Consider the following 18,334-nt stretch of genomic DNA (forward strand, 5'->3'; position numbering starts at 1 on the left):
TTAAAACTCCTGAACTCTCACGCCTTATAACCTGCATATGTTTTTTGGACAGCCTTCGCAATGACATATGGCTTTCAATTTATCGAGATCTTCAATCAGGATTGCTCCCCCATCATAGGCTATAATCTCATCTTTCTTAAGCTGGTTGAGCATTCGATTAACCGTTTCTCGAGTTGCTCCAATCAAGTCTGCAAGCTCCGCATTTGTAAACTTCGTAGTCATGCGAATACTTGGTCCTTCTTCAACCCCATAAGTATTGGCGATTCTAATCAAAGTTGAAGCGAGTGCTCCATGCTTTCCGAAAAACATCAAATCGCGTAATTTTGTTTGGGTAAAACGCTGCATATAGCCCATCCATTTCATAAATTCAATGGCAAGATCCCCATTTTGCCATAAAATTGTTTCAAGATCTTTCTGCTGGATGATACCTAGACTACAATCCGTCATGGCTTCTGCACTAAAGCTATTCTGCACATGACTATCATCATGGAATTCTCCGAACAGATCTCCTGCTTGAAAATGATAGAGTACAAGATCTTTACCCTCATCAGAACTCTTCGTAAGTTTTACTGCTCCGCTTTTCAAATAATATATATGATTCGATTCATTGCCTTCCCAATAAATCGTTTCTCCACGCTTAACCTGTTGTTCATACATTAATTCTGCTAATTTAATAAAATTACCCTTTGAAAATGACTGTGTATTGTATCCGCCTTTATTCATAGTGGAGATGGGACAAGTAACTTTCATGATTTTCGCCTCCTATAATGTTTCTCTTAGCATCATTATAAGAGTTCCACTCCATTCTAAGTGTGATATACATCACACCTCAATCATTTTTCTCTTGAAAATGTGACATTGTTTACAGCCTAGTTTTCCTCAACCATATTACATTTAAGGTAACAAAAAATTGGAAGGTGATGAGCATGCTAACAGGAATCATTTTAGCCGGAGGACGTAATGATTATGTAAACGGTCACCATAGATCCCTTCTACTACATCATAATGAGCCAATCATCTTATGTCAGATCAAAAAAATGAGTCAAATTGCAGATGAGATCATTATCGTTACAAATACTCCTAGAGAGTTACTACCACACGTCCCAACAAATATTCGCATCATTACGGACTTTTATCCAAATAGGGGACCTATAGGAGGATTGCATGCCGGACTATCTCTCGCTAGAACAGAAATAGCATGGGTTATTGAAGTAGACACACTTTCCATTTCAACATCTATAACAAGTAAACTAATTAAAAACGTATTGCGTTATCATGCAGATGGCGCAATTCCATTGGTAGATGGGACACTTAAACCTCTACAGGGCGTCTATAGGACAAGTACAAAAGCAACCTTAACGAAGTTACTTCAACAAGAAAATACCACTCTGTCTACTTTTCTAGAAAACATTCACACCGTTTCAGTGAGCTCTAATTCAGACTATAAAATCCAACCACATCATACGCCCCAATAGACATGGTGAATTCACCATGTCTATCCTTTTGATAGGAACATGCTTTTCTCATCAAAAGGTGATAATATAACGGTGATGCAAACTAATTTCATATTAATAATATACATATGGATATGGGTGAACTTAATGAAAAAAACATCCGTTATTGTTGGAATACTTTTCTTTATTGTAGCTGGTCTCATAGTTGTGCTTTCTACACAAAATGAAACTGAACCTCAGCAGCCGTCTGAGCTGCTCACGACCTATCGGAACATCTCTCAACAAACTGAGGAGAATACAGCTATTCAGAATGCTTCCTTAACGCTTTCGGCGGTGGGAGATATACTCATTCACGACCGAGTTTATGAAAAGGCAGTAGTAGGCAATGGATTTAACTTTAATCCAATGCTTGAAGATGTTCAAAACCAATTAAAGAAAGCTGATATTACGATCGCCAATCAAGAAACCGTCATCGGCGGGACATCAATCGGCCTTTCATCTTATCCTTCTTTTAATAGTCCAACAGAAGTTGGGGACGCACTTAAAAATTCCGGAGTAGATATTGTATCGATGGCGAATAACCATACTTTAGACCGAGGAGAAAAAGCCATCCAAAATGCGATTAAACATTGGAACAAAATCGGCGTACTTTATACAGGAAGTTATGTTTCAAAAAAAGATCGCACTATCATTAGAACGATTGAACATAATGGGATAACGCTGGCTTTTCTCTCCTATACTTACGGAACTAATGGCCTCCGCCCTCCTAGAAATAAACCTTATCTTGTGAACTACATTGATAAGCAACTCATAACTCAAGATATTCAAGAAGCCAAAAAGGTAGCTGATGGGGTAGTTGTAAGCTTACACTTTGGAAATGAATATGAACGCTATCCAAACAATAACCAGCTAGAACTCAGTTCTTATGTAGCTGAAGCGGGAGCAAACCTGATTTTAGGTCATCACCCCCACGTTCTCCAGCCGTTAGAATGGATTGAAACAAACGACAAGCGCAATGTATTGGTTGCCTATTCACTAGGTAATTTTTGGTCAGGTCAAAAAGGGGATTACAAAGATATCGGAGGCATTCTTGAGGTTCAATTCGTCAAAAAGAATTTCCGAGGAAACTCTATGCTCTCAATCACTTCCCCAGCATTTACTCCGACTTATGTAGATAATGAGTATAAAGTCCACCCGCTAAGTGAAGTAAAACCTGATTTATTAAATGAAATGAATCTTCATATGAAGCAGTGGATGCCAGATTTACAGGTTCCAAAACCATAAGAAAAAAGCCCGTTATCAACGATAACGGGCTTTTTTCTACAATAGGATATATCAACCATCAACAACAAGATTATGACCATTAATATAACTTGCGTCCTCACTTGATAGAAAGTAAACCACTTTTGCGATTTCAAGAGGCGTTCCAAATGACCCTCTAGGATGTTGTTTATAGGCTTTCTGAAACCCATCCTCTGTGCCATATAACTTCCGAGCAAGAGGGGTATCAATTGGTACTGGCGAAATAACGTTCACACGTATTTTCCGCTTCGCATAACGACTTGCCAATGATTTCGATAGTGAGACGATACCTGCCTCTGTTGCATTGTAAGCTGGAAGAGCTGCGTTGGAGGTTCTCAATGCGCTACTTAAAAAAGCATATTCCATGTATCTGGACCAACAATCCCATCTACTGATAATCCCTTTCTTTTCTGATAAGCCCTTACAGCCTTTTCAGTTGCGGGTCCAAAGATACCATCGGGGTTCACATTAACCGCTCGTTGAACGGCCTCTACATCTTTGCCACGATCGCCATTCATCACATATCGACCAGGATAAGGTCTTACTGGAGCATTCATAGCGAATCCACCTTTTGGAGCTCGCTTCAAAGCAGCAAGTGTTTTCGGACCAACAATCCCATCTTCCACTAGACCTGTTAATCGCTGAAATTTCTCAACTGCTTCCTGCGTCTCTCTTCCAAAAATGCCGTCCGCCCCAAATTCACGCAGGTCCATTCCTACACGAATGAGAAGGTCTTGAATTCTCTCAACTTCTTTCCCACGATCACCTGCACTAACAATAAGTGTGCTAGTAGTAGATTTCACCTTCCCAGGGCTACTTATTTCTTTAAAGTTTTTCCAAACGCCTGTTACATCTTCAATAAAAGTTGACCATGTAATTCCATAGCGATTTAATGCATTCTCAGGGTCTGTTCTACGTGTTGGATCAAGTGTTGAGTGGGCAACTATATCTGATTCAGGATCGAGTTTATATTTATCACATAAATAAGCATGGTACCAAACATAGCGGTCATATGCCTCTATAAAGGATATACCTCCTCCCCAACAAAGTTCCACACCGATCGCTTTATCGTTCGCATCTCCGTTATAAAGGAGATTGTCCTTTTCCGTTACATAACGTACATGCCATGCTTTTTCAGTTAATGGAATGATTTCAAGAATAATCGAATCATCAATAAACGTATGAGCAGACGCTGAGATAATATTTTTAGCAAAATAGGCTCGATTTACGTATGCCGTTGAACCTGGATTACCTGTATCATGAGCGACAATAAAGCTAATTCCATCATTTTTTTCTTTTGGTCTGGACTTACCTTTATCGATATAATCTCTAGTAATTGTATATTTTGAATTACTTGCCATTATTTCACTCTCCCTTTCTTTGCTTCCCCCCTCCTCTCTAATATCCATCATATGTAAACAATTCTTATCTGGCTCGCTTCTTTGTGTCTTATCAAATAAAATTAGTCAGGTGCTGAGTAGCCCTGACTAATTAATTGATTCTTCGTTATCAACTAGACAATCATTCATAAACCCTTCCCAATCACTAAATTGATAAAGAGTCGGAGTGAGCACCAATTTTTCTAATATCCCTGCATATGTTTCTTTGTTGTTATCATCTATTAACGGTGATAGAGCTGTTCGAATCATTTCTGCTTCTCTACGCGTTATGTTCATATGAAGTCCTCCTTTCGCCTTTTTACATAATTTCTCCGATAGACGTCATAATCATGTGCTTTTTTTGCCAGAATAACGATGAGGTGAACACGAAATGAACCAGGGAATGAATACAGCTTTATCAGCGATCATGCTAGCACAAGGATTAAAAATAGTAACACATAAAGCGAAATCGGGAAATTGGGATTGGCGCCCTTTCTTTCAAACGGGAGGAATGCCAAGTTCTCATTCTGCAGGTGTATCTGCTTTAGCTACTTACACAGCATTAAAAACAGGAAAAAGCTCTGTCGAAACAGCACTGGCTGTCGTATTTGGAGTGATCGTCATGTATGATGCACAGGGCATTCGACGACATACGGGCGAGATCGCTCGATTGGTCAATGACCTAGATGAAGACATCGAACTATTATCGGGGCACTATCCTGATTTATTTCACGCGAGACGAGATGTTGAACTAAATGAACTTCTAGGTCATCAGCCTGCTGAAGTGGCCGGTGGTGCTTTGCTAGGGATTGCCCTTGGCTTAATAGGTTATTTCTCGAGGAAATAATTAACAAATAAAAAGTTGACAATCCTTCTCAAGCGTGTATAATGTGTAGTTGGGGTAACAAAAACCCGATATTAACAACTAGCTCCTTTAAAATAAGGAGAACTAAAATTCATAACTGGAAAGGTATGAACAGCATGATTCTAATTGGCTTGTATCAAGTTAATGGCCATACTACAATTGCTGTTGATCCTCCTCACTCACACTGGCGCGGCTTCGGAGCCGTAAGGATGGAAGAGAGGTAGGGCTTTCGTTGTTTGAGAGATCAACAGATCTCTATGGTATGTTTACCGCGGCAATGAAGGAGTTACTGTTAATAAATAACGATCGTTATATAAAACGTAGAAAGAGCGCATCTAAGCGATGCGCTCTTTATCAATTTATAGAGAGTTGCCTTCATCTTTTCTAACAATGATGTCGGCAATCACGCCTCCAGTATAGAGGATGGATGAAATAATTCCACTAACACCAAATGCACCTAATGCGATAATCCAGCGCATTGGATAAGGTTCTTCAATAGTTGAATAATTTGGTAAGTTTTCTCCAAGGGTAATACCAATGAATATAGCGGCCACAATACCTGCTAGTAATGTGTATACTGACATCTTTCTAAGTAAATATCCGTTCACGTTCATTACCTCCTTCTCTCCTAATCATTCCCTCTAAATAAGCAACAAAACATGAAAGGAACCTGATCAATAGTGAATTAGTGGACTAGTCATTATTTATTTCCTGGTGTTTATTGTGGTAAAACCAAAGAGCTAGGTAAAGAGAGAAAGTATTGAACAACGGCTACTATGTTAAAATAAGATGAAACACTACAAAAGCGCACCAATCATGAAAGTGTTAAAGACATAAAGTACTGATACGACATTTAACAGAAGCCCCCTGTGGCCAACTGTATACGAAAATAAAGGAGCAACGATATGACAATGTTTGATCAACACCCTTTTCTTTCTGAAAACTGGCAAGCTGCCGGCTTTAGTAATTTCTCAATGGTTCAAGAACAAGCCATTCCTCGGATCTTGAACGGAGAAGACTTACTAGTTGAAGCTCCAACCGGCACTGGAAAAACACTTGCTTACCTTTTACCGATTATGCAAATGCTTGATCCAAATAAAAAAAATACACAGGCCATTATTCTTGCTCCTACGCGAGAACTCGCCATGCAGGTTTTTGAAGTTTCTCAACAATTCCTAAAGGGCAGTAACATGACAGCTGCTTCAATGATTGGGGGAGCTGCTATTAAACGACAGTTAGACAAGCTTAAGAAGCACCCCCAGCTTATCGTTGGTACACCCAATAGAATTGCCGAGCTAATTGATATGAAGAAATTGAAAATGAACGAAGTAAGAACCCTTGTAGCTGATGAAGCCGATCAAGTGTTACATCCGTCTACCTTTGAAGATGTCTCCTATATTTGTCAATCTGCGCTTAGAGATTGTCAGCTCCTTTTCTTCTCTGCCACGCTCAGTGATAAAGTGCTTTTGCAGGCAAAGAAACTATCTGATAATCCATCCGTCTTAAGCATCAAAGCTACAGCAGAAGACAAAAAAGCGATTGACCACAGTTACTATGTGACAAATCGACGAGAGAAGCCAGAATTACTGCGGAAGCTAGCTCGTAAAGACGGTGTAAAAGCGCTAGCCTTTGTTAACAACAGTAACTACCTCTCTCGATTGAAAGACATTCTTGCAACTAAGAAAATTTCATTCGATGTATTAGATAGTTCGACAAATAAAACGGAAAGAAAGAATGTATTAAATCGTTTCCGTAATGACCAAATCCAATTGCTTTTAACAACTGACCTTGCTGCAAGAGGACTAGACATCGATAATATTACTCATGTTTTCCACTATGATTTATCTGAAGATGCAAGAACATACCTGCATCGCTCAGGACGGACAGGACGCATGGGGAAAGAGGGTTCAGTTGTCACGCTATTACTCCCTGGTGAAGAAAAGTATCTTGAGAAAATCACCCAAAAGCTAGATCTTGAACTCACTAGAAAGAACGTACCAAGACCATCTACTACTAAATCTCGTAAGCGTCATTAAGTAAAATACAAAAAGCTGCCTTTCATCGATAATCATTGATGAAAGGCAGCTTTTTGGTTCTATTAATCCCCATTAAACATATCGAAAAGACCTCTTGCCATACTTCCCTCGCCCTTACTTCCACCTGGCGTTTGAGGCATAGCTGCAAATACTCTGCTTGCAAGACGACTAAACGGAAGTGACTGCACCCATACAGTTCCAGGCCCTTTAAGCGTTACAAAAAACAGCCCTTCTCCACCAAATAAAGCTGTCTTTACTCCTTTAACAAACTCGATATTGTAATCCACCTCTCCAGTCATCGCCACTAAACAACCCGTATCTAGACGAAGCGTTTCCCCAATTTGAAGCTCCTTTTTGTGGATCGTTCCTCCAGCATGGACAAAAGCCATACCATCTCCCTCTAGCTTCTGCATGATGAACCCTTCTCCTCCGAAGAAACCAGTGCCTAATTTCTTCTGAAGCTCGATACCTACTGATACGCCTTTTGCTGCAGCTAGAAAAGCATCCTTTTGACAAATAATCTTCTTATCCCATTCACTTAAATCCATAGGGATAATTTTCCCAGGATAAGGTGAAGCAAAAGATACATGCTTTTTCTCTTTTCCTTCATTTGTAAAAGCCGTCATAAACAAACTCTCGCCAGTTAAAACACGCTTACCTGCACTAAATAATTTCCCCATTATCCCGCTTTGTTGACCACTTCCATCGCCAAAAATAGTCTCCATTTCAATATGATCTTCCATCATCATAAGGCTCCCTGCTTCAGCAATAACAGTTTCCCCTGGATCTAGTTCAACTTCTACAAACTGCATATCATCCCCATATAGTTTAAAATCTATTTCGTGGTTGTTCATTCACAGCTCTCCCTTTTATCATTGTGATAGCTATACGTTCTAACATAATGAAAGGTTTCGACTTCCTTACAGTAAAAAACCTGCTCCATATGGAGACAGGCTTTTCACTCTTTACTTCGTACGGGCCATTTCTTTTTCATCCAGCGGGGATACGCGTTTTACTGTTCGGCAAACTTCTTCTATATCAAATGGTTTAGCAAAATGAGTGATTGCTCCTAGTTTCATAAATTCTTGCACGAGCTGTAATTCACCGTATGCAGTCATAAAAATAACCTGAACTTTTTCATCAAACTTCTTTAACGATTTAAATACTTCTAATCCATCCATACCGGGCATTTTCAAATCGAGGATTACGAGATCAGGACATTCCTGCTTAAAAAGCTCAATTGCCGTCAAACCGTTCGCAGCTTGAAGTGTTTGATACCCTTCTTTCTTAAATAGCTCACCTAATAACACTCGAATGCCATACTGGTCGTCCACAATTAATATCTTCTTCATCGTATGCCCACCTTTTTTGCGATATAGTCTCAGATCATGTGACTTCCTATCATTATTGTGCACCATCTAAAGCCGATTGAAAATAACTTCGTCGAAACTAGTCACGAGATTACAAATCTCGCACATTTTCGCCCTATTGAACGTTCATTATTAAGAAATGTAAGCGCATTATAGAAGACGCACGTTCTTTTTTACCATTTTACAACTTTTTACTGAATTTTCGTTTTATTTTATGAGACAGGGGAAGAGTTTACTAGAACAAATTTAGGAGGGTATATTAAACCATGACTGGTCCTACAATCCAGACGATTAAAGAAATTGAGAACAAAGCTATGAAAGATCAGCGAGAGGCTTCAGAAGCAAGAAATGTGGTAAGAGAAGCAACGAAAGTGAATTCAATCCATCCCTCATAGACCATAAGTTAACTATAAAGCCAGAAAAGCAGATAGGCGCATAGGCGCCTATCTGCTTTTCTACATCAATGAAACAACCGCCGTTTGGCGGTTGTTCATTATTTATTTTATTTACGCTTGCGATAAGTTCTCTTCAGTTCCATTTCGGCTGCTTCGTCTAACGTTTCAGGGTTGTCTGGATCTCTTTCAAGAGTTCTTTCTACATCACGTTCAATCACATCATCAAACGTTTCAGCACCTTCTGTTTCGACGATTATCTTTTCGACATCGCGATTAACAACTGTAGACATTGGAACTTCCGACTCGTCTAACTCTGCTGCTCGCTTGATTGAATAACCGCTTACTAATGCTTCTTCCTCTGCAGCAGGTGTTTCTTTCTCACCTTTGCGATTCTTCACTTTGTCCACAATGTCATTTGATTTAGTTTTGACGGATTGAGCAAAAGCGCTCGATTTATTTTTCATGTTACCTGATACTTCTACACTTTTATCTTTTGCCTTTGTCACACTATCACTAATATCATTTCTAAGCTCTTTTCCAGCCTTTGGTGCAAGCAGAACACCAGCTGCTGCTCCTACCATACTACCTGCTATGGCCGCTATTGCCGGACCTTTAAACTGACTTTCTGACTTCACTGGATCTGTTCGATCAATACGAATCACTTCTCTAGTTGAGGATGAATATCCTTCTGGTGCTGGCTCACGTTCAACCTTCACCTCATGGTTTGGTTTTGAATCTTTCATCGTTATCCTTCCTCCTTAACAGATTGAATGTTTGATTTCTTAAATCGATACTTTTCCCACATTGTCAGAGCAGTACTTCCCCAATTCGCCGCCTCCGCAGCTTTTCCCTGCTTCGACTCAACACCTTTTTCAACAGAGTGGCTTAGCTTAGAAAAAGAACGTGATAAATTTTGAAGAGAAGCTCCTGTTTCTTTAACTGACTCAAACACTGGTGAGAATTGACCAACCTTTGATTGAACCTCATCAGCAAGTACATTTGTTTTATGCAACATCATTGTGGTTTCTTTCGACAATCCATTGATCTGCCCTTGTAAAGAATCGATCATTTCTGCTGTGTTAGAAAGAGTTTTTTCAGTAGACTTTAACACTTTAATTAAAAATACACTTAATACTGCGAACACGATTGCGATAATAGCTACTGCTACATAAAGAATAATTTCCATTACGATGCCTCCTACTTCTATTTGAATATAATTACCAATACCCTAGAGTAGGAAATATAATCATAAAATTAACGAGCCATAAAATAGCTCAATACTAAAACACTTCTTCAATCGTTATTTTTAGCCTACTAAACAAAGGAAAGTGAGCCTCTTGAGGTGAGAGGCCTTCTAGTAAACTATTGTAAATCGACTCATAATACCACTTTTGCTTTTCTCGACCACGGTTAAACCTCTGCCAAATTTGTTCTCCTACTTGATCATAATCTTGTTTGATTGTCGTTAAGTTGTGAAGTTTATCAGCACAAGTAATTTGTTTTACTGAAAATGGCGCCTGCTTCATCTTTTCAATCGTATGTTCTTTTCTTTTTTCCCATTCTAAATGCTTATCAGGTTCAGAACACGCTGCTACTAAATTCGCCACAACTTGACCAAACTCTTCATTCAACATCTCATACGTCATTGATGTATCCTCTATCACATCGTGAAGAATTCCTGCTGCAATCGTTTCTTCAGAAGCTCCTGATTCCATTAAATAGAATCCAACTGTTATTGGGTGAGAAAGGTAAGGGAGCGTTGATTCTTTCCTATATTGGCCATCATGAGCCAACGCTGCTATTTCGACTGCTTTCTCAATGATTCTCATATACAATTCCTTCTTTCTGATCACGTTTTAACGGGAATCGCCTTTGATAAGTCACCATTCTCCAAATCCATTCGATTGGTCCATACTTAAATTTAGATAGCCAGACTCTACTGAATCCGATTTGTATAAGGAAAATACAAATTAATAAAAGAACCCCGGTGCTTACTTCTGTTTCTCCATAAAAACCCAATCCATAATTGTAGAAAATAAGCGTACTAACAATAGATTGCATTAAATAATTCGTAAGAGCCATTTTCCCTACCCATTCAAGCGCTTTAAGACTTCTTCCTGAATAATAAATTAACGAGATAGCCGCCATATAAAAGAGTGAAACAAGTGGTCCACCGAGACTATCCTGAAGATGGGAAAAGGCGTAAGATTCAAAAACAAAAGGCGTTAACTTCACCAAGAATCCTAGTGAGCCGATAACTAGTAACTTTTTCACTAATGATAGCTGATTGCGATGCCCATTGAGCCATCCTTCTTTTGCAAAAGCTGCCCCTATTAGAAAATAAGGAAAAATAGAAAATAAAAGAAAAACGCCACTTACTCCTCCATTTACATAATACCAATCGCTTACTCGTTCATTTAAAATCTCAATATAGCTTCCCGAACCATACACCAGAATCGAATTTCTTATCGCTTCTGGGTCATGCGATGTTAAGTCAGCCGTACTAAACGGTAGCAACAAGAGAAAGAATATGACGGCATAAAACAACCATAATCCCAGACCTATTTGCAATAGTCGTTTCCCTTCCATACGGATAAAGAAAAGTAGCAATAATCCACATAGACTATACGTAAATAGAATATCTCCATGCCAAATGGCAACAAAATGAAAGATTCCAATGATTAATAGGAATAGCAAGCGTCTTAGCATTATAGGAAGAAATCTAGAGCCACGTGATGTTACTCGGTTTTGTAGAATAATAAAACCATACCCAAACAAGAAAGAAAACAACGGGTAGAAACTGGCTTGTGCAAAAAAATCAATGAGGTTCATGAAAAGCTGATTCCATTGATCACCCCAGTAGTTTATTTTATCAACGTACATCCATGGAGAATGAAAATCGACCATGTTAACAAAAAAAATACCAAGCAAAGCAAAACCACGCATGGCATCAATTGATTGAATTCGATCACTTGCACTTGTAGGAATTAGGGCTGCATTCTTCATTTCATTCATCCTTTACTTGAGTCTTTTTCCTCTCAGAAATCGTTCCACATCATCACAGCGTTCTCCTTCTTTTGACTCATCTTATCAGATATTAGAAGGATGACCAGCATGAATTCCTATTCTCAAATAAGACATTTTGAATATAATTCAAGGAAAATCTACCCAGTTTACATCAAACTATTCTATAATAAACACACACACAAATTATGGAAAACTTACTATATGAAACCCTTCGCGCATGCAGATCGTCTTTTGTTTGAAGGGCCGAAGGAGGAAGGCGCAACCTTGGGGAACAAAGAACCAACAGAATATCTTGACCTTACCAATAAGGAAGCGGTCCTTGAAATGATAATGGATGAATACGGTGAAAGTGTTGTTTGGCTTGCTTTCAGTTATTTAAAAGACAAAGAAAAAGCGGAAGATGTTGCACAAGAAGTCTTTATTGCCTGCTATACAAAATTAGATACCTTTAATATGGAAGCCTCACTCAAATCCTGGGTATTAACTATAACTGCGAATAAATGTAAAGACGTACTCAAAAGCTGGTCTTATCGAAATATTGTGTTTGCCCAATCCTTATTAAATACATTTAAACATAGCAACTCTGAACCTGACATGGCCTTAATTGGGTCAGAAGAAAATAAAGAACTTACTACAAATGTCCTTAAACTTCCAGCCAAATATCGAGAAGTCATTTTTCTTCATTACTTTGAGGATTTAAAGGTTCAAGAAATCAGTGATTTGTTATCAATTAAAGAAAATTCGGTTAAAACAAGATTACGTCGTGCCAGGATGCTACTTAAAGAAATGTACTAAGGAGGGTGACAATGGACAAACGATTGAAAGACCTTCGTTCGCGAATGATCGATACAAAAGCTGTCACCTTCGATCATACTCATAAAGATCATATTCGAAGAAGAATTAAGGAAACATCCATTTCTAGATTCAATCTGATAAAATCTCTACAAAACCTTTTTCCTATTGCGCTAACCTACCTTACTCTTCTTTTCCTAGTAGTTAGTACTGGACTATTTGCAGCATCTGAAGTTGGTCTTTTACCTAAGAATAGTTCTGTTAGTGTTAGTGAACATTCTCTTACAAAAGAAATGTTATATGAAAATGTCCTAGCCTCTACAGAAATGATTGATATACAAAAGGATCAGGAAAAAGTTCGCTCTATTGCCCATTCGTACTTAGAAAATCAGCGTAACTGGAAAATCACCAATCATAGCGCTACCTATGGAACTCATTCCACTGTTCTTGTTCAAGGTAAAATCACAGAAGGACATTTTGACAAGATGACTTTTAGTATCTGGATTGAACCAGAAACCGGTCTTCCATTAAACTTTGTGATTCGCAATCAAGAAAGTAGTGTTCTTGAACAATTTAAACTACCTGACGAAACACTCGCCCATGCTGAGCGGCAAAATTAAAGGCTCCCGTTTTAGAACGGGAGCCTTTATTAACTATTTGCATGTGTCATCTAATACTCGGGAAGTATTTAATAGAAACTCTCGATCAAGATCAGGAAGTTCATCGAGATCAATACTTGTTAGTAAGTAGTGATGGAATCGCTGAACATCTGCTTTAATTTCTTTCCGTTGACCATCCGCGGTTAAAATAAGTGCATCAAGTATACCATTTAACATGGATACATCGTCTTTACCGTAGTGTCTAATCTGATAAAAGGCCTTATAAAGATATTGAAAGAAAGGCTTAGGCGTAGTTAATACACGTAAATTTCTCTTATCATCAAAAAACGCTTCCTTAGGTTCATACGTATTGCCAATTTTGGCGAGAATGGTACCAATTCGATTCGTGCAGTTCACAGCCGTGTGAGGATCATTAACAGAGGGAGAAATAGCCCTAAGAGCAATATCAACTAGTTTTTGAATTGAAAATTCTAAGTCTTGGTCATTTATTCTCTCTGTTCCAATTGCAATGATATTTAATATATCACTGGATGAAACCGAAGAAGCATCTTTGGCCCAAATCGTGGCAATCCTAGATCCGTTTTGTACATAGTTTCCTACATCTGCATCTAGTCTTAGTACACTTTCATATTTAGTAGCCAAGTTAACTAGTTTAGCGTAAGGTATTCGCTGAATATAGCCCATTTTCTCACTGTATATCGGTATTCCAGCCTCTTCTTTTAGCTCTTCTTCTTCCCATCTATCCCACTTTTCAAAAGTTTCACCTTCATGTAATTCACTTTTACTTTCTACAAGGTATAGCGATCTGCGGGTGATTTTTTCAATCAGATTGTTGACCTGAACAAAAGTAGCCGAATGATGAATAAACAATACAAAGAACAATAAACACGCAATCGCAAGGATCACTGTTAAGAGAGGCGATAAGATAATCCGACTATCCTTACCAGTTAATAGAAGCATGTTCACAAGGGCAAAGATAAATCCTGCCACAAAAACACCTAGCACGTGCTGTGTAAAGCGGTCAGAAATAAAATCTTGTAACACCCTCGGTGAGAACTGTGAAGAATAAGTTGTCAGCACAACCATAATAGACGAGAATGAAATGGTTGTCATGGTTAATATAGCCGTAATTAACGGAGCATATAGTGCCTGAGCGATTTTCTCCGTAGCTAGAAATAGCTTTGGAATTGTTCCATCCAATTGCGCAATGTACATAATGTCAATCCAAGTACTTAGAGCGACAACTACGATAGATATGATGCCATATACGACTGGAAGAAACCAGAAGCTGTTGCGTAAATTAATCGATGTCTTAGAATAATTCATGTGTTAAATCCTCTTTCACTATTGTGTCATCTCTTTCTTGTTCCCTCATTCACTTGAGCTAATCCCAATATTTGATGATGGATTAATATCCCAAGCGATAGCCGTGCTTTGTAATATGCCTCAAGCTCTTCTGATGACCCGAATGGTCGCAAAATGAACGCAAACCATGAAGATAACTTTTAATAAATGAACGGTAGAATCCTATATCTATCTTTTCCCCATTCGTGATAAGTTTCTCCAACTGACATATAGAGCATTCTTTCCTCAATCCGGATACGGTATAAGAGAGCCGGGACAATGAGTAGAATGGATAGTAAAATGCCGCCCCACGTGCCTATGTATAATGGAAATCCTATCATGATTAGTAGTAGTCCAGTATATAGAGGATGGCGTAATAAACGATAGGGACCAGAACTAACAAGATCTACTTTGCTTTCTACTACTACATTTCTAGAAAAAAAGCGTCCTAGTTCTTGAATACCCCAATATCTTAATACAATCCCACTTCCATAAAGAAAGAGCCCTAAAACTTGATTAAATATGTTGTTTTGAAATGTGAAAAGATCAACCCCACTAAAATAGAGCGTTCCTATAATCACACCAGAGATCGCTAACAAAATAAAAACAAAGGACCGCTTTTCAGAAGAAGAGGTTTCTGTGTTTTTCTTTCCTCGTTTCATGATAAATTCACTTACCCATAAAACCGAAAGCAGAATGAATAATACATCAATTACACTCATGGCGCTCCCCCTTTATTATACCTTAATCAGCAGTATACCAGACTTCAATCCTTATTGTCTGACATCGATAGTGGCTTTGTATAAAACAGTCACTTTATACAATCCCACAAATGAAAACCCTTACATTAAGCTAAAGTTCTTCACTAGACTTATACAGCTTCGCGAATAAAATGGATATTTTTGTAAACAATTCATGTTTTTCACTTCTTATATGGAGTGGTGAGCAAGCCTCTCATCTTCTAAGCGTATGTTAAACGAGTTTAGAGCAAACATCGTCCATATTCTTAGTTATTCTCCACTTATTCGGACTATTTGGGCAAGTCTTGTTGTCAGCACATAAGCGTTTGTTATACTCATAGAGTCAATTGATTAAAGCAATCACACATTTAACGGCAAGTTATATAGGAGTGAAATAATGAATCTAAACGACGAAAAGAAACGAATCGTAATTAAAATCGGAAGCAGCTCTTTAACGAGCAGACTCGGAGACATTAGCCGAAGAAAACTTGAACGACTAGTAGATGACATTGTAATGCTTAAAGATGAAGGACATGAAGTACTTCTTGTATCTTCTGGCGCAGTAGCTGCTGGATATCGCAGACTAGGATGCTTAGAACGTCCAACATCACTTTCAGAAAAACAGGCCGCTGCATCAATCGGTCAGGGACTGTTAATGGAAGCTTACTCAGAACGTTTCATATCTCACGGCTACACTGCTTCACAAATTCTGATTACGCGCAGTGACTTTTCTGATCGCAAAAGATACAACAACGCAAGAAACACTATTAATGTACTTTTAGAACGTGGAATCGTTCCAATTGTTAATGAGAATGATACTGTAACAGTTGAACGTCTAAAATTCGGAGATAATGATACCCTTTCAGCTAAAGTCGCTGCACTTGTGAGTGCCGACCAGCTTATTATTCTTTCTGATATAGATGGACTGTATAGTGAAGATCCGAGAAAGAACCCAGATGCTAAACTGTTAGAGCACGTAACTGAAATTACTCCAGAAATCGAAGAATCTGCCGGAGAACCTGGTAGCTCTGTCGGTACTGGTGGCATGATATCGAAAATTGATGCAGTCAAGATTGCTATGGCATCAGGTACACCTTCTTTCCTTGGAAACGCAACAACTAAAGGAATTATTTATAATGCTGTTCATCAAACAGCAACTGGAACTTACTTTACCCCAGAAGGTCAAACCGAGCTTGATAACAAGAAACAATGGATAGCCTTCAATTCAGGTCCTGAAGGTGAAGTCATCGTGACTGATAAAGCAAGCTCTGAGATTTCTGAACATGAACGCAGTCTTCAACCTGTAGGCGTTCATTATGTACATGGGCACTTTAAGCCAGGGGCAGTTGTGAAACTGACAGACATGGATGGTGAAGAAATAGGTCTGGGTGTTACAAACTATTCTTCCAAGCATTTGAAAATGATTAAAGGACTTCCAACTGAAGAAATTTCTGAGCTTATTGATATTTCAGTGAAAGAAGCCGTTCATATCAATGATTTTGTTTATCACGATCAGCTAGCTATTCCACTCGGTTCATAATAAAAAGAACGAAGATTGTGAGGGGTTTTCCCCTTCATCAATCGTTCATTACAGCATTAGGGACAGTTAGTTCTAATCTTTTCATTTAGATGAACCTATATTTTAAGATTAGCCTTTTACTGCCCTATACGTCTGAGATAAAATAGAAGAAAAAAATATAGGAGGCGTTTGATGACTACTCTAGATCCGATTAAAGTAAATGTAAAAGAACAAGCAAAACAAGCACAGGTGGCTTCCAAAGCCCTATCCTTGCTTACAACTGAGGAAAAAAATCAGGCACTACTGATTATTGCTGATGAGCTCGAAAAAGAAACAGATTATATCCTAAATGAAAACAAGAAAGACCTTGAGCGCGGTAAAGAAAATGGCTTTACAGAAGCGTTTATGGATCGTTTAAGCTTATCTAAAGAACGCGTAAAAGACTTTGCTAATGGTCTTCGCGAAGTGGCAGAGCTAGAAGATCCGGTTGGAGAAGTCATTTCTGATTGGTCACTTGATAACGGCATGCAAGTCGAACAAGTCCGCGTCCCGCTCGGCGTTATTGGTATGATTTATGAAGCACGTCCAAACGTAACCGTTGATGCGACGGGTCTTGCACTTAAATCAGGAAACGCTATCGTCCTCAAAGGTGGTTCTAACGCTCTTAATTCCAACAAAGGGATTGTTCGCGTAATTCATGAAGCACTTCCAAAAACCAAAATCCCTGTAGACGCGGTTCAACTAATCGCTACAACTGATCGCGAAGCAACGAGTCAACTCTTTACGATGAAAGAACACATTGATGTTCTAATTCCTCGTGGAGGCGGCGCTCTAATTAATACAGTCGTGAACAATGCAACTGTCCCAGTACTAGAGACAGGCGTAGGTAACTGTCATATTTATTTTGATCAGTCAGCTGAAGCTGAGAAGGCAATAAACATCTTGATTAATGCCAAAACAGATCGGCCAGCTGTATGTAATGCAGTTGAAACACTAATCGTACACAAGAAATGGCTAGAAGAAAATCTGGACGTTCTTGAAAAATCACTAGCTGATCATAACATTAAAGTTCATGGTGATGAGCATATCGTAAACACGTTTAAAGATGCTGTACTTGCTGATGAAGATGACTGGAGTAACGAATACCTTGGTCTTGAAATTGCAATCAAAACAGTCGAAAACACTGAAGAGGCAATTGATCATATTGAAAAGTATGGCACGAAGCATTCTGAAGCGATTATTACAGAAGATGCTAAATCTGCATCCCTATTCCGCAGTCTTGTAGATGCGGCTGCAGTCTATCACAATGCATCCACTCGCTTTACAGACGGCTCTGCTCTAGGCTTTGGGGCAGAAATCGGTATTTCTACCCAAAAACTACATGCTAGAGGACCTATGGGTCTCCCTGCTTTAACAACGATTAAATATTGCATGACAGGTACTGGACAAATCAGATAAACGTACTCTAAACCACCCTTTTCTTTAAAGGGT

General features: G+C 38.7%; 22 protein-coding genes and 1 pseudogene. 9 read left to right on the forward strand and 14 right to left on the reverse strand.

Translation table 11 applies throughout. The annotated features are described in order from the left end of the window. Positions 1–24 precede the first annotated feature (24 nt). Entirely contained in the window at positions 25–750 is a 726-nt protein-coding gene (locus AC0VYO_RS16740; protein ID WP_475365660.1) for a Crp/Fnr family transcriptional regulator, read from the reverse strand. Positions 751–926: 176 nt separating this feature from the next. On the opposite strand from AC0VYO_RS16740, the gene AC0VYO_RS16745 reads away from it, so the two are divergent. Both AC0VYO_RS16745 and AC0VYO_RS16750 read left to right on the forward strand, forming a co-directional pair. Beyond that, complete coding sequence (locus tag AC0VYO_RS16745; protein ID WP_475367827.1) at positions 927–1,475, forward strand: molybdenum cofactor guanylyltransferase; 549 nt, start codon at positions 927–929, stop codon at positions 1,473–1,475. A 126-nt stretch (positions 1,476–1,601) separates the two neighbouring features. Then, positions 1,602–2,738, forward strand: coding sequence for a CapA family protein (locus AC0VYO_RS16750; protein ID WP_475365662.1), 1,137 nt, complete (start codon positions 1,602–1,604; stop codon positions 2,736–2,738). A gap of 51 nt (positions 2,739–2,789) precedes the next feature. Here the strand turns inward: AC0VYO_RS16750 and AC0VYO_RS16755 are convergent, their stop codons facing one another. The 4 genes and pseudogenes from AC0VYO_RS16755 to AC0VYO_RS16770 form a co-directional block, all read right to left on the reverse strand. Then, positions 2,790–3,095, reverse strand: a complete 306-nt coding sequence (locus AC0VYO_RS16755) for an SDR family NAD(P)-dependent oxidoreductase (protein WP_475367828.1) — start codon at positions 3,093–3,095, stop codon at positions 2,790–2,792. Positions 3,096–3,103: 8 nt separating this feature from the next. Beyond that, positions 3,104–3,559 carry a peptidoglycan-binding domain-containing protein gene (locus tag AC0VYO_RS16760; RefSeq protein ID WP_430241901.1) on the reverse strand — a complete coding sequence of 152 codons (456 nt, stop codon included), beginning with the start codon at positions 3,557–3,559 and terminating at the stop codon, positions 3,104–3,106. A gap of 21 nt (positions 3,560–3,580) precedes the next feature. Beyond that, positions 3,581–4,117, reverse strand: a pseudogene (locus AC0VYO_RS16765) (peptidoglycan recognition protein family protein); the annotation flags it as partial. A gap of 126 nt (positions 4,118–4,243) precedes the next feature. Then, positions 4,244–4,432, reverse strand: a complete 189-nt coding sequence (locus tag AC0VYO_RS16770) for a hypothetical protein (RefSeq protein ID WP_430241866.1) — start codon at positions 4,430–4,432, stop codon at positions 4,244–4,246. A gap of 94 nt (positions 4,433–4,526) precedes the next feature. Between AC0VYO_RS16770 and AC0VYO_RS16775 the strand changes: the two genes are divergently transcribed. Next, a complete protein-coding gene (locus AC0VYO_RS16775; RefSeq protein WP_430241865.1) occupies positions 4,527–4,982 on the forward strand; it encodes a divergent PAP2 family protein in 456 nt (151 codons plus the stop codon). Between the two features lie 377 nt (positions 4,983–5,359). Here the strand turns inward: AC0VYO_RS16775 and AC0VYO_RS16780 are convergent, their stop codons facing one another. After that, complete coding sequence (locus tag AC0VYO_RS16780) at positions 5,360–5,608, reverse strand: hypothetical protein (protein WP_226614886.1); 249 nt, start codon at positions 5,606–5,608, stop codon at positions 5,360–5,362. Between the two features lie 297 nt (positions 5,609–5,905). On the opposite strand from AC0VYO_RS16780, the gene AC0VYO_RS16785 reads away from it, so the two are divergent. Further along, on the forward strand, positions 5,906–7,036 hold the full coding sequence (locus AC0VYO_RS16785) for a DEAD/DEAH box helicase (protein WP_430241863.1): 1,131 nt from the start codon (positions 5,906–5,908) through the stop codon (positions 7,034–7,036). Between the two features lie 62 nt (positions 7,037–7,098). Here AC0VYO_RS16785 and AC0VYO_RS16790 read toward each other — a convergent pair whose 3' ends face one another. Together AC0VYO_RS16790 and AC0VYO_RS16795 are read right to left on the reverse strand one after the other, a co-directional pair. After that, positions 7,099–7,890, reverse strand: a complete 792-nt coding sequence (locus AC0VYO_RS16790; protein ID WP_430241861.1) for a TIGR00266 family protein — start codon at positions 7,888–7,890, stop codon at positions 7,099–7,101. A 111-nt stretch (positions 7,891–8,001) separates the two neighbouring features. Next, a complete protein-coding gene (locus tag AC0VYO_RS16795; RefSeq protein WP_430241859.1) occupies positions 8,002–8,388 on the reverse strand; it encodes a response regulator in 387 nt (128 codons plus the stop codon). A gap of 284 nt (positions 8,389–8,672) precedes the next feature. On the opposite strand from AC0VYO_RS16795, the gene AC0VYO_RS16800 reads away from it, so the two are divergent. Further along, positions 8,673–8,801, forward strand: coding sequence for a hypothetical protein (locus AC0VYO_RS16800; RefSeq protein ID WP_430241858.1), 129 nt, complete (start codon positions 8,673–8,675; stop codon positions 8,799–8,801). 107 nt (positions 8,802–8,908) lie between these two features. Here the strand turns inward: AC0VYO_RS16800 and AC0VYO_RS16805 are convergent, their stop codons facing one another. The 4 genes from AC0VYO_RS16805 to AC0VYO_RS16820 form a co-directional block, all read right to left on the reverse strand. Next, on the reverse strand, positions 8,909–9,544 hold the full coding sequence (locus AC0VYO_RS16805) for a YtxH domain-containing protein (RefSeq protein WP_430241857.1): 636 nt from the start codon (positions 9,542–9,544) through the stop codon (positions 8,909–8,911). Between the two features lie 2 nt (positions 9,545–9,546). Continuing rightward, on the reverse strand, positions 9,547–9,987 hold the full coding sequence (locus AC0VYO_RS16810; protein ID WP_475367829.1) for a DUF948 domain-containing protein: 441 nt from the start codon (positions 9,985–9,987) through the stop codon (positions 9,547–9,549). 94 nt (positions 9,988–10,081) lie between these two features. Next, the gene (locus tag AC0VYO_RS16815; protein WP_475367830.1) at positions 10,082–10,630 is read right to left on the reverse strand and encodes an HD domain-containing protein; all 549 of its coding nucleotides are present in this window, start codon (positions 10,628–10,630) and stop codon (positions 10,082–10,084) included. Further along, the gene (locus tag AC0VYO_RS16820; protein ID WP_475367831.1) at positions 10,617–11,807 is read right to left on the reverse strand and encodes a DUF418 domain-containing protein; all 1,191 of its coding nucleotides are present in this window, start codon (positions 11,805–11,807) and stop codon (positions 10,617–10,619) included. Before AC0VYO_RS16820 ends, AC0VYO_RS16815 begins: the two co-directional genes overlap by 14 nt. A gap of 285 nt (positions 11,808–12,092) precedes the next feature. Between AC0VYO_RS16820 and AC0VYO_RS16825 the strand changes: the two genes are divergently transcribed. Together AC0VYO_RS16825 and AC0VYO_RS16830 are read left to right on the forward strand one after the other, a co-directional pair. Further along, positions 12,093–12,623, forward strand: coding sequence for a sigma-70 family RNA polymerase sigma factor (locus AC0VYO_RS16825; RefSeq protein WP_475367832.1), 531 nt, complete (start codon positions 12,093–12,095; stop codon positions 12,621–12,623). Between the two features lie 11 nt (positions 12,624–12,634). Next, entirely contained in the window at positions 12,635–13,240 is a 606-nt protein-coding gene (locus AC0VYO_RS16830) for a hypothetical protein (protein ID WP_475365668.1), read from the forward strand. A gap of 33 nt (positions 13,241–13,273) precedes the next feature. Here the strand turns inward: AC0VYO_RS16830 and AC0VYO_RS16835 are convergent, their stop codons facing one another. Further along, positions 13,274–14,566 carry a DUF2254 domain-containing protein gene (locus AC0VYO_RS16835; protein WP_475367833.1) on the reverse strand — a complete coding sequence of 431 codons (1,293 nt, stop codon included), beginning with the start codon at positions 14,564–14,566 and terminating at the stop codon, positions 13,274–13,276. Positions 14,567–14,745: 179 nt separating this feature from the next. Then, entirely contained in the window at positions 14,746–15,306 is a 561-nt protein-coding gene (locus AC0VYO_RS16840) for a methyltransferase family protein (protein WP_475365670.1), read from the reverse strand. Between the two features lie 415 nt (positions 15,307–15,721). Between AC0VYO_RS16840 and proB the strand changes: the two genes are divergently transcribed. After that, the gene (proB, locus tag AC0VYO_RS16845) at positions 15,722–16,864 is read left to right on the forward strand and encodes a glutamate 5-kinase (RefSeq protein ID WP_475367834.1); all 1,143 of its coding nucleotides are present in this window, start codon (positions 15,722–15,724) and stop codon (positions 16,862–16,864) included. 171 nt (positions 16,865–17,035) lie between these two features. Next, positions 17,036–18,301: a glutamate-5-semialdehyde dehydrogenase gene (locus AC0VYO_RS16850; protein ID WP_475367835.1), complete on the forward strand. Its 1,266-nt coding sequence runs from the start codon at positions 17,036–17,038 to the stop codon at positions 18,299–18,301. The last annotated feature ends 33 nt before the right edge of the window (positions 18,302–18,334 follow it).

This window comes from Anaerobacillus sp. 63XJN7_4_ISO-PGPR-S23-413 (assembly GCF_056173725.1).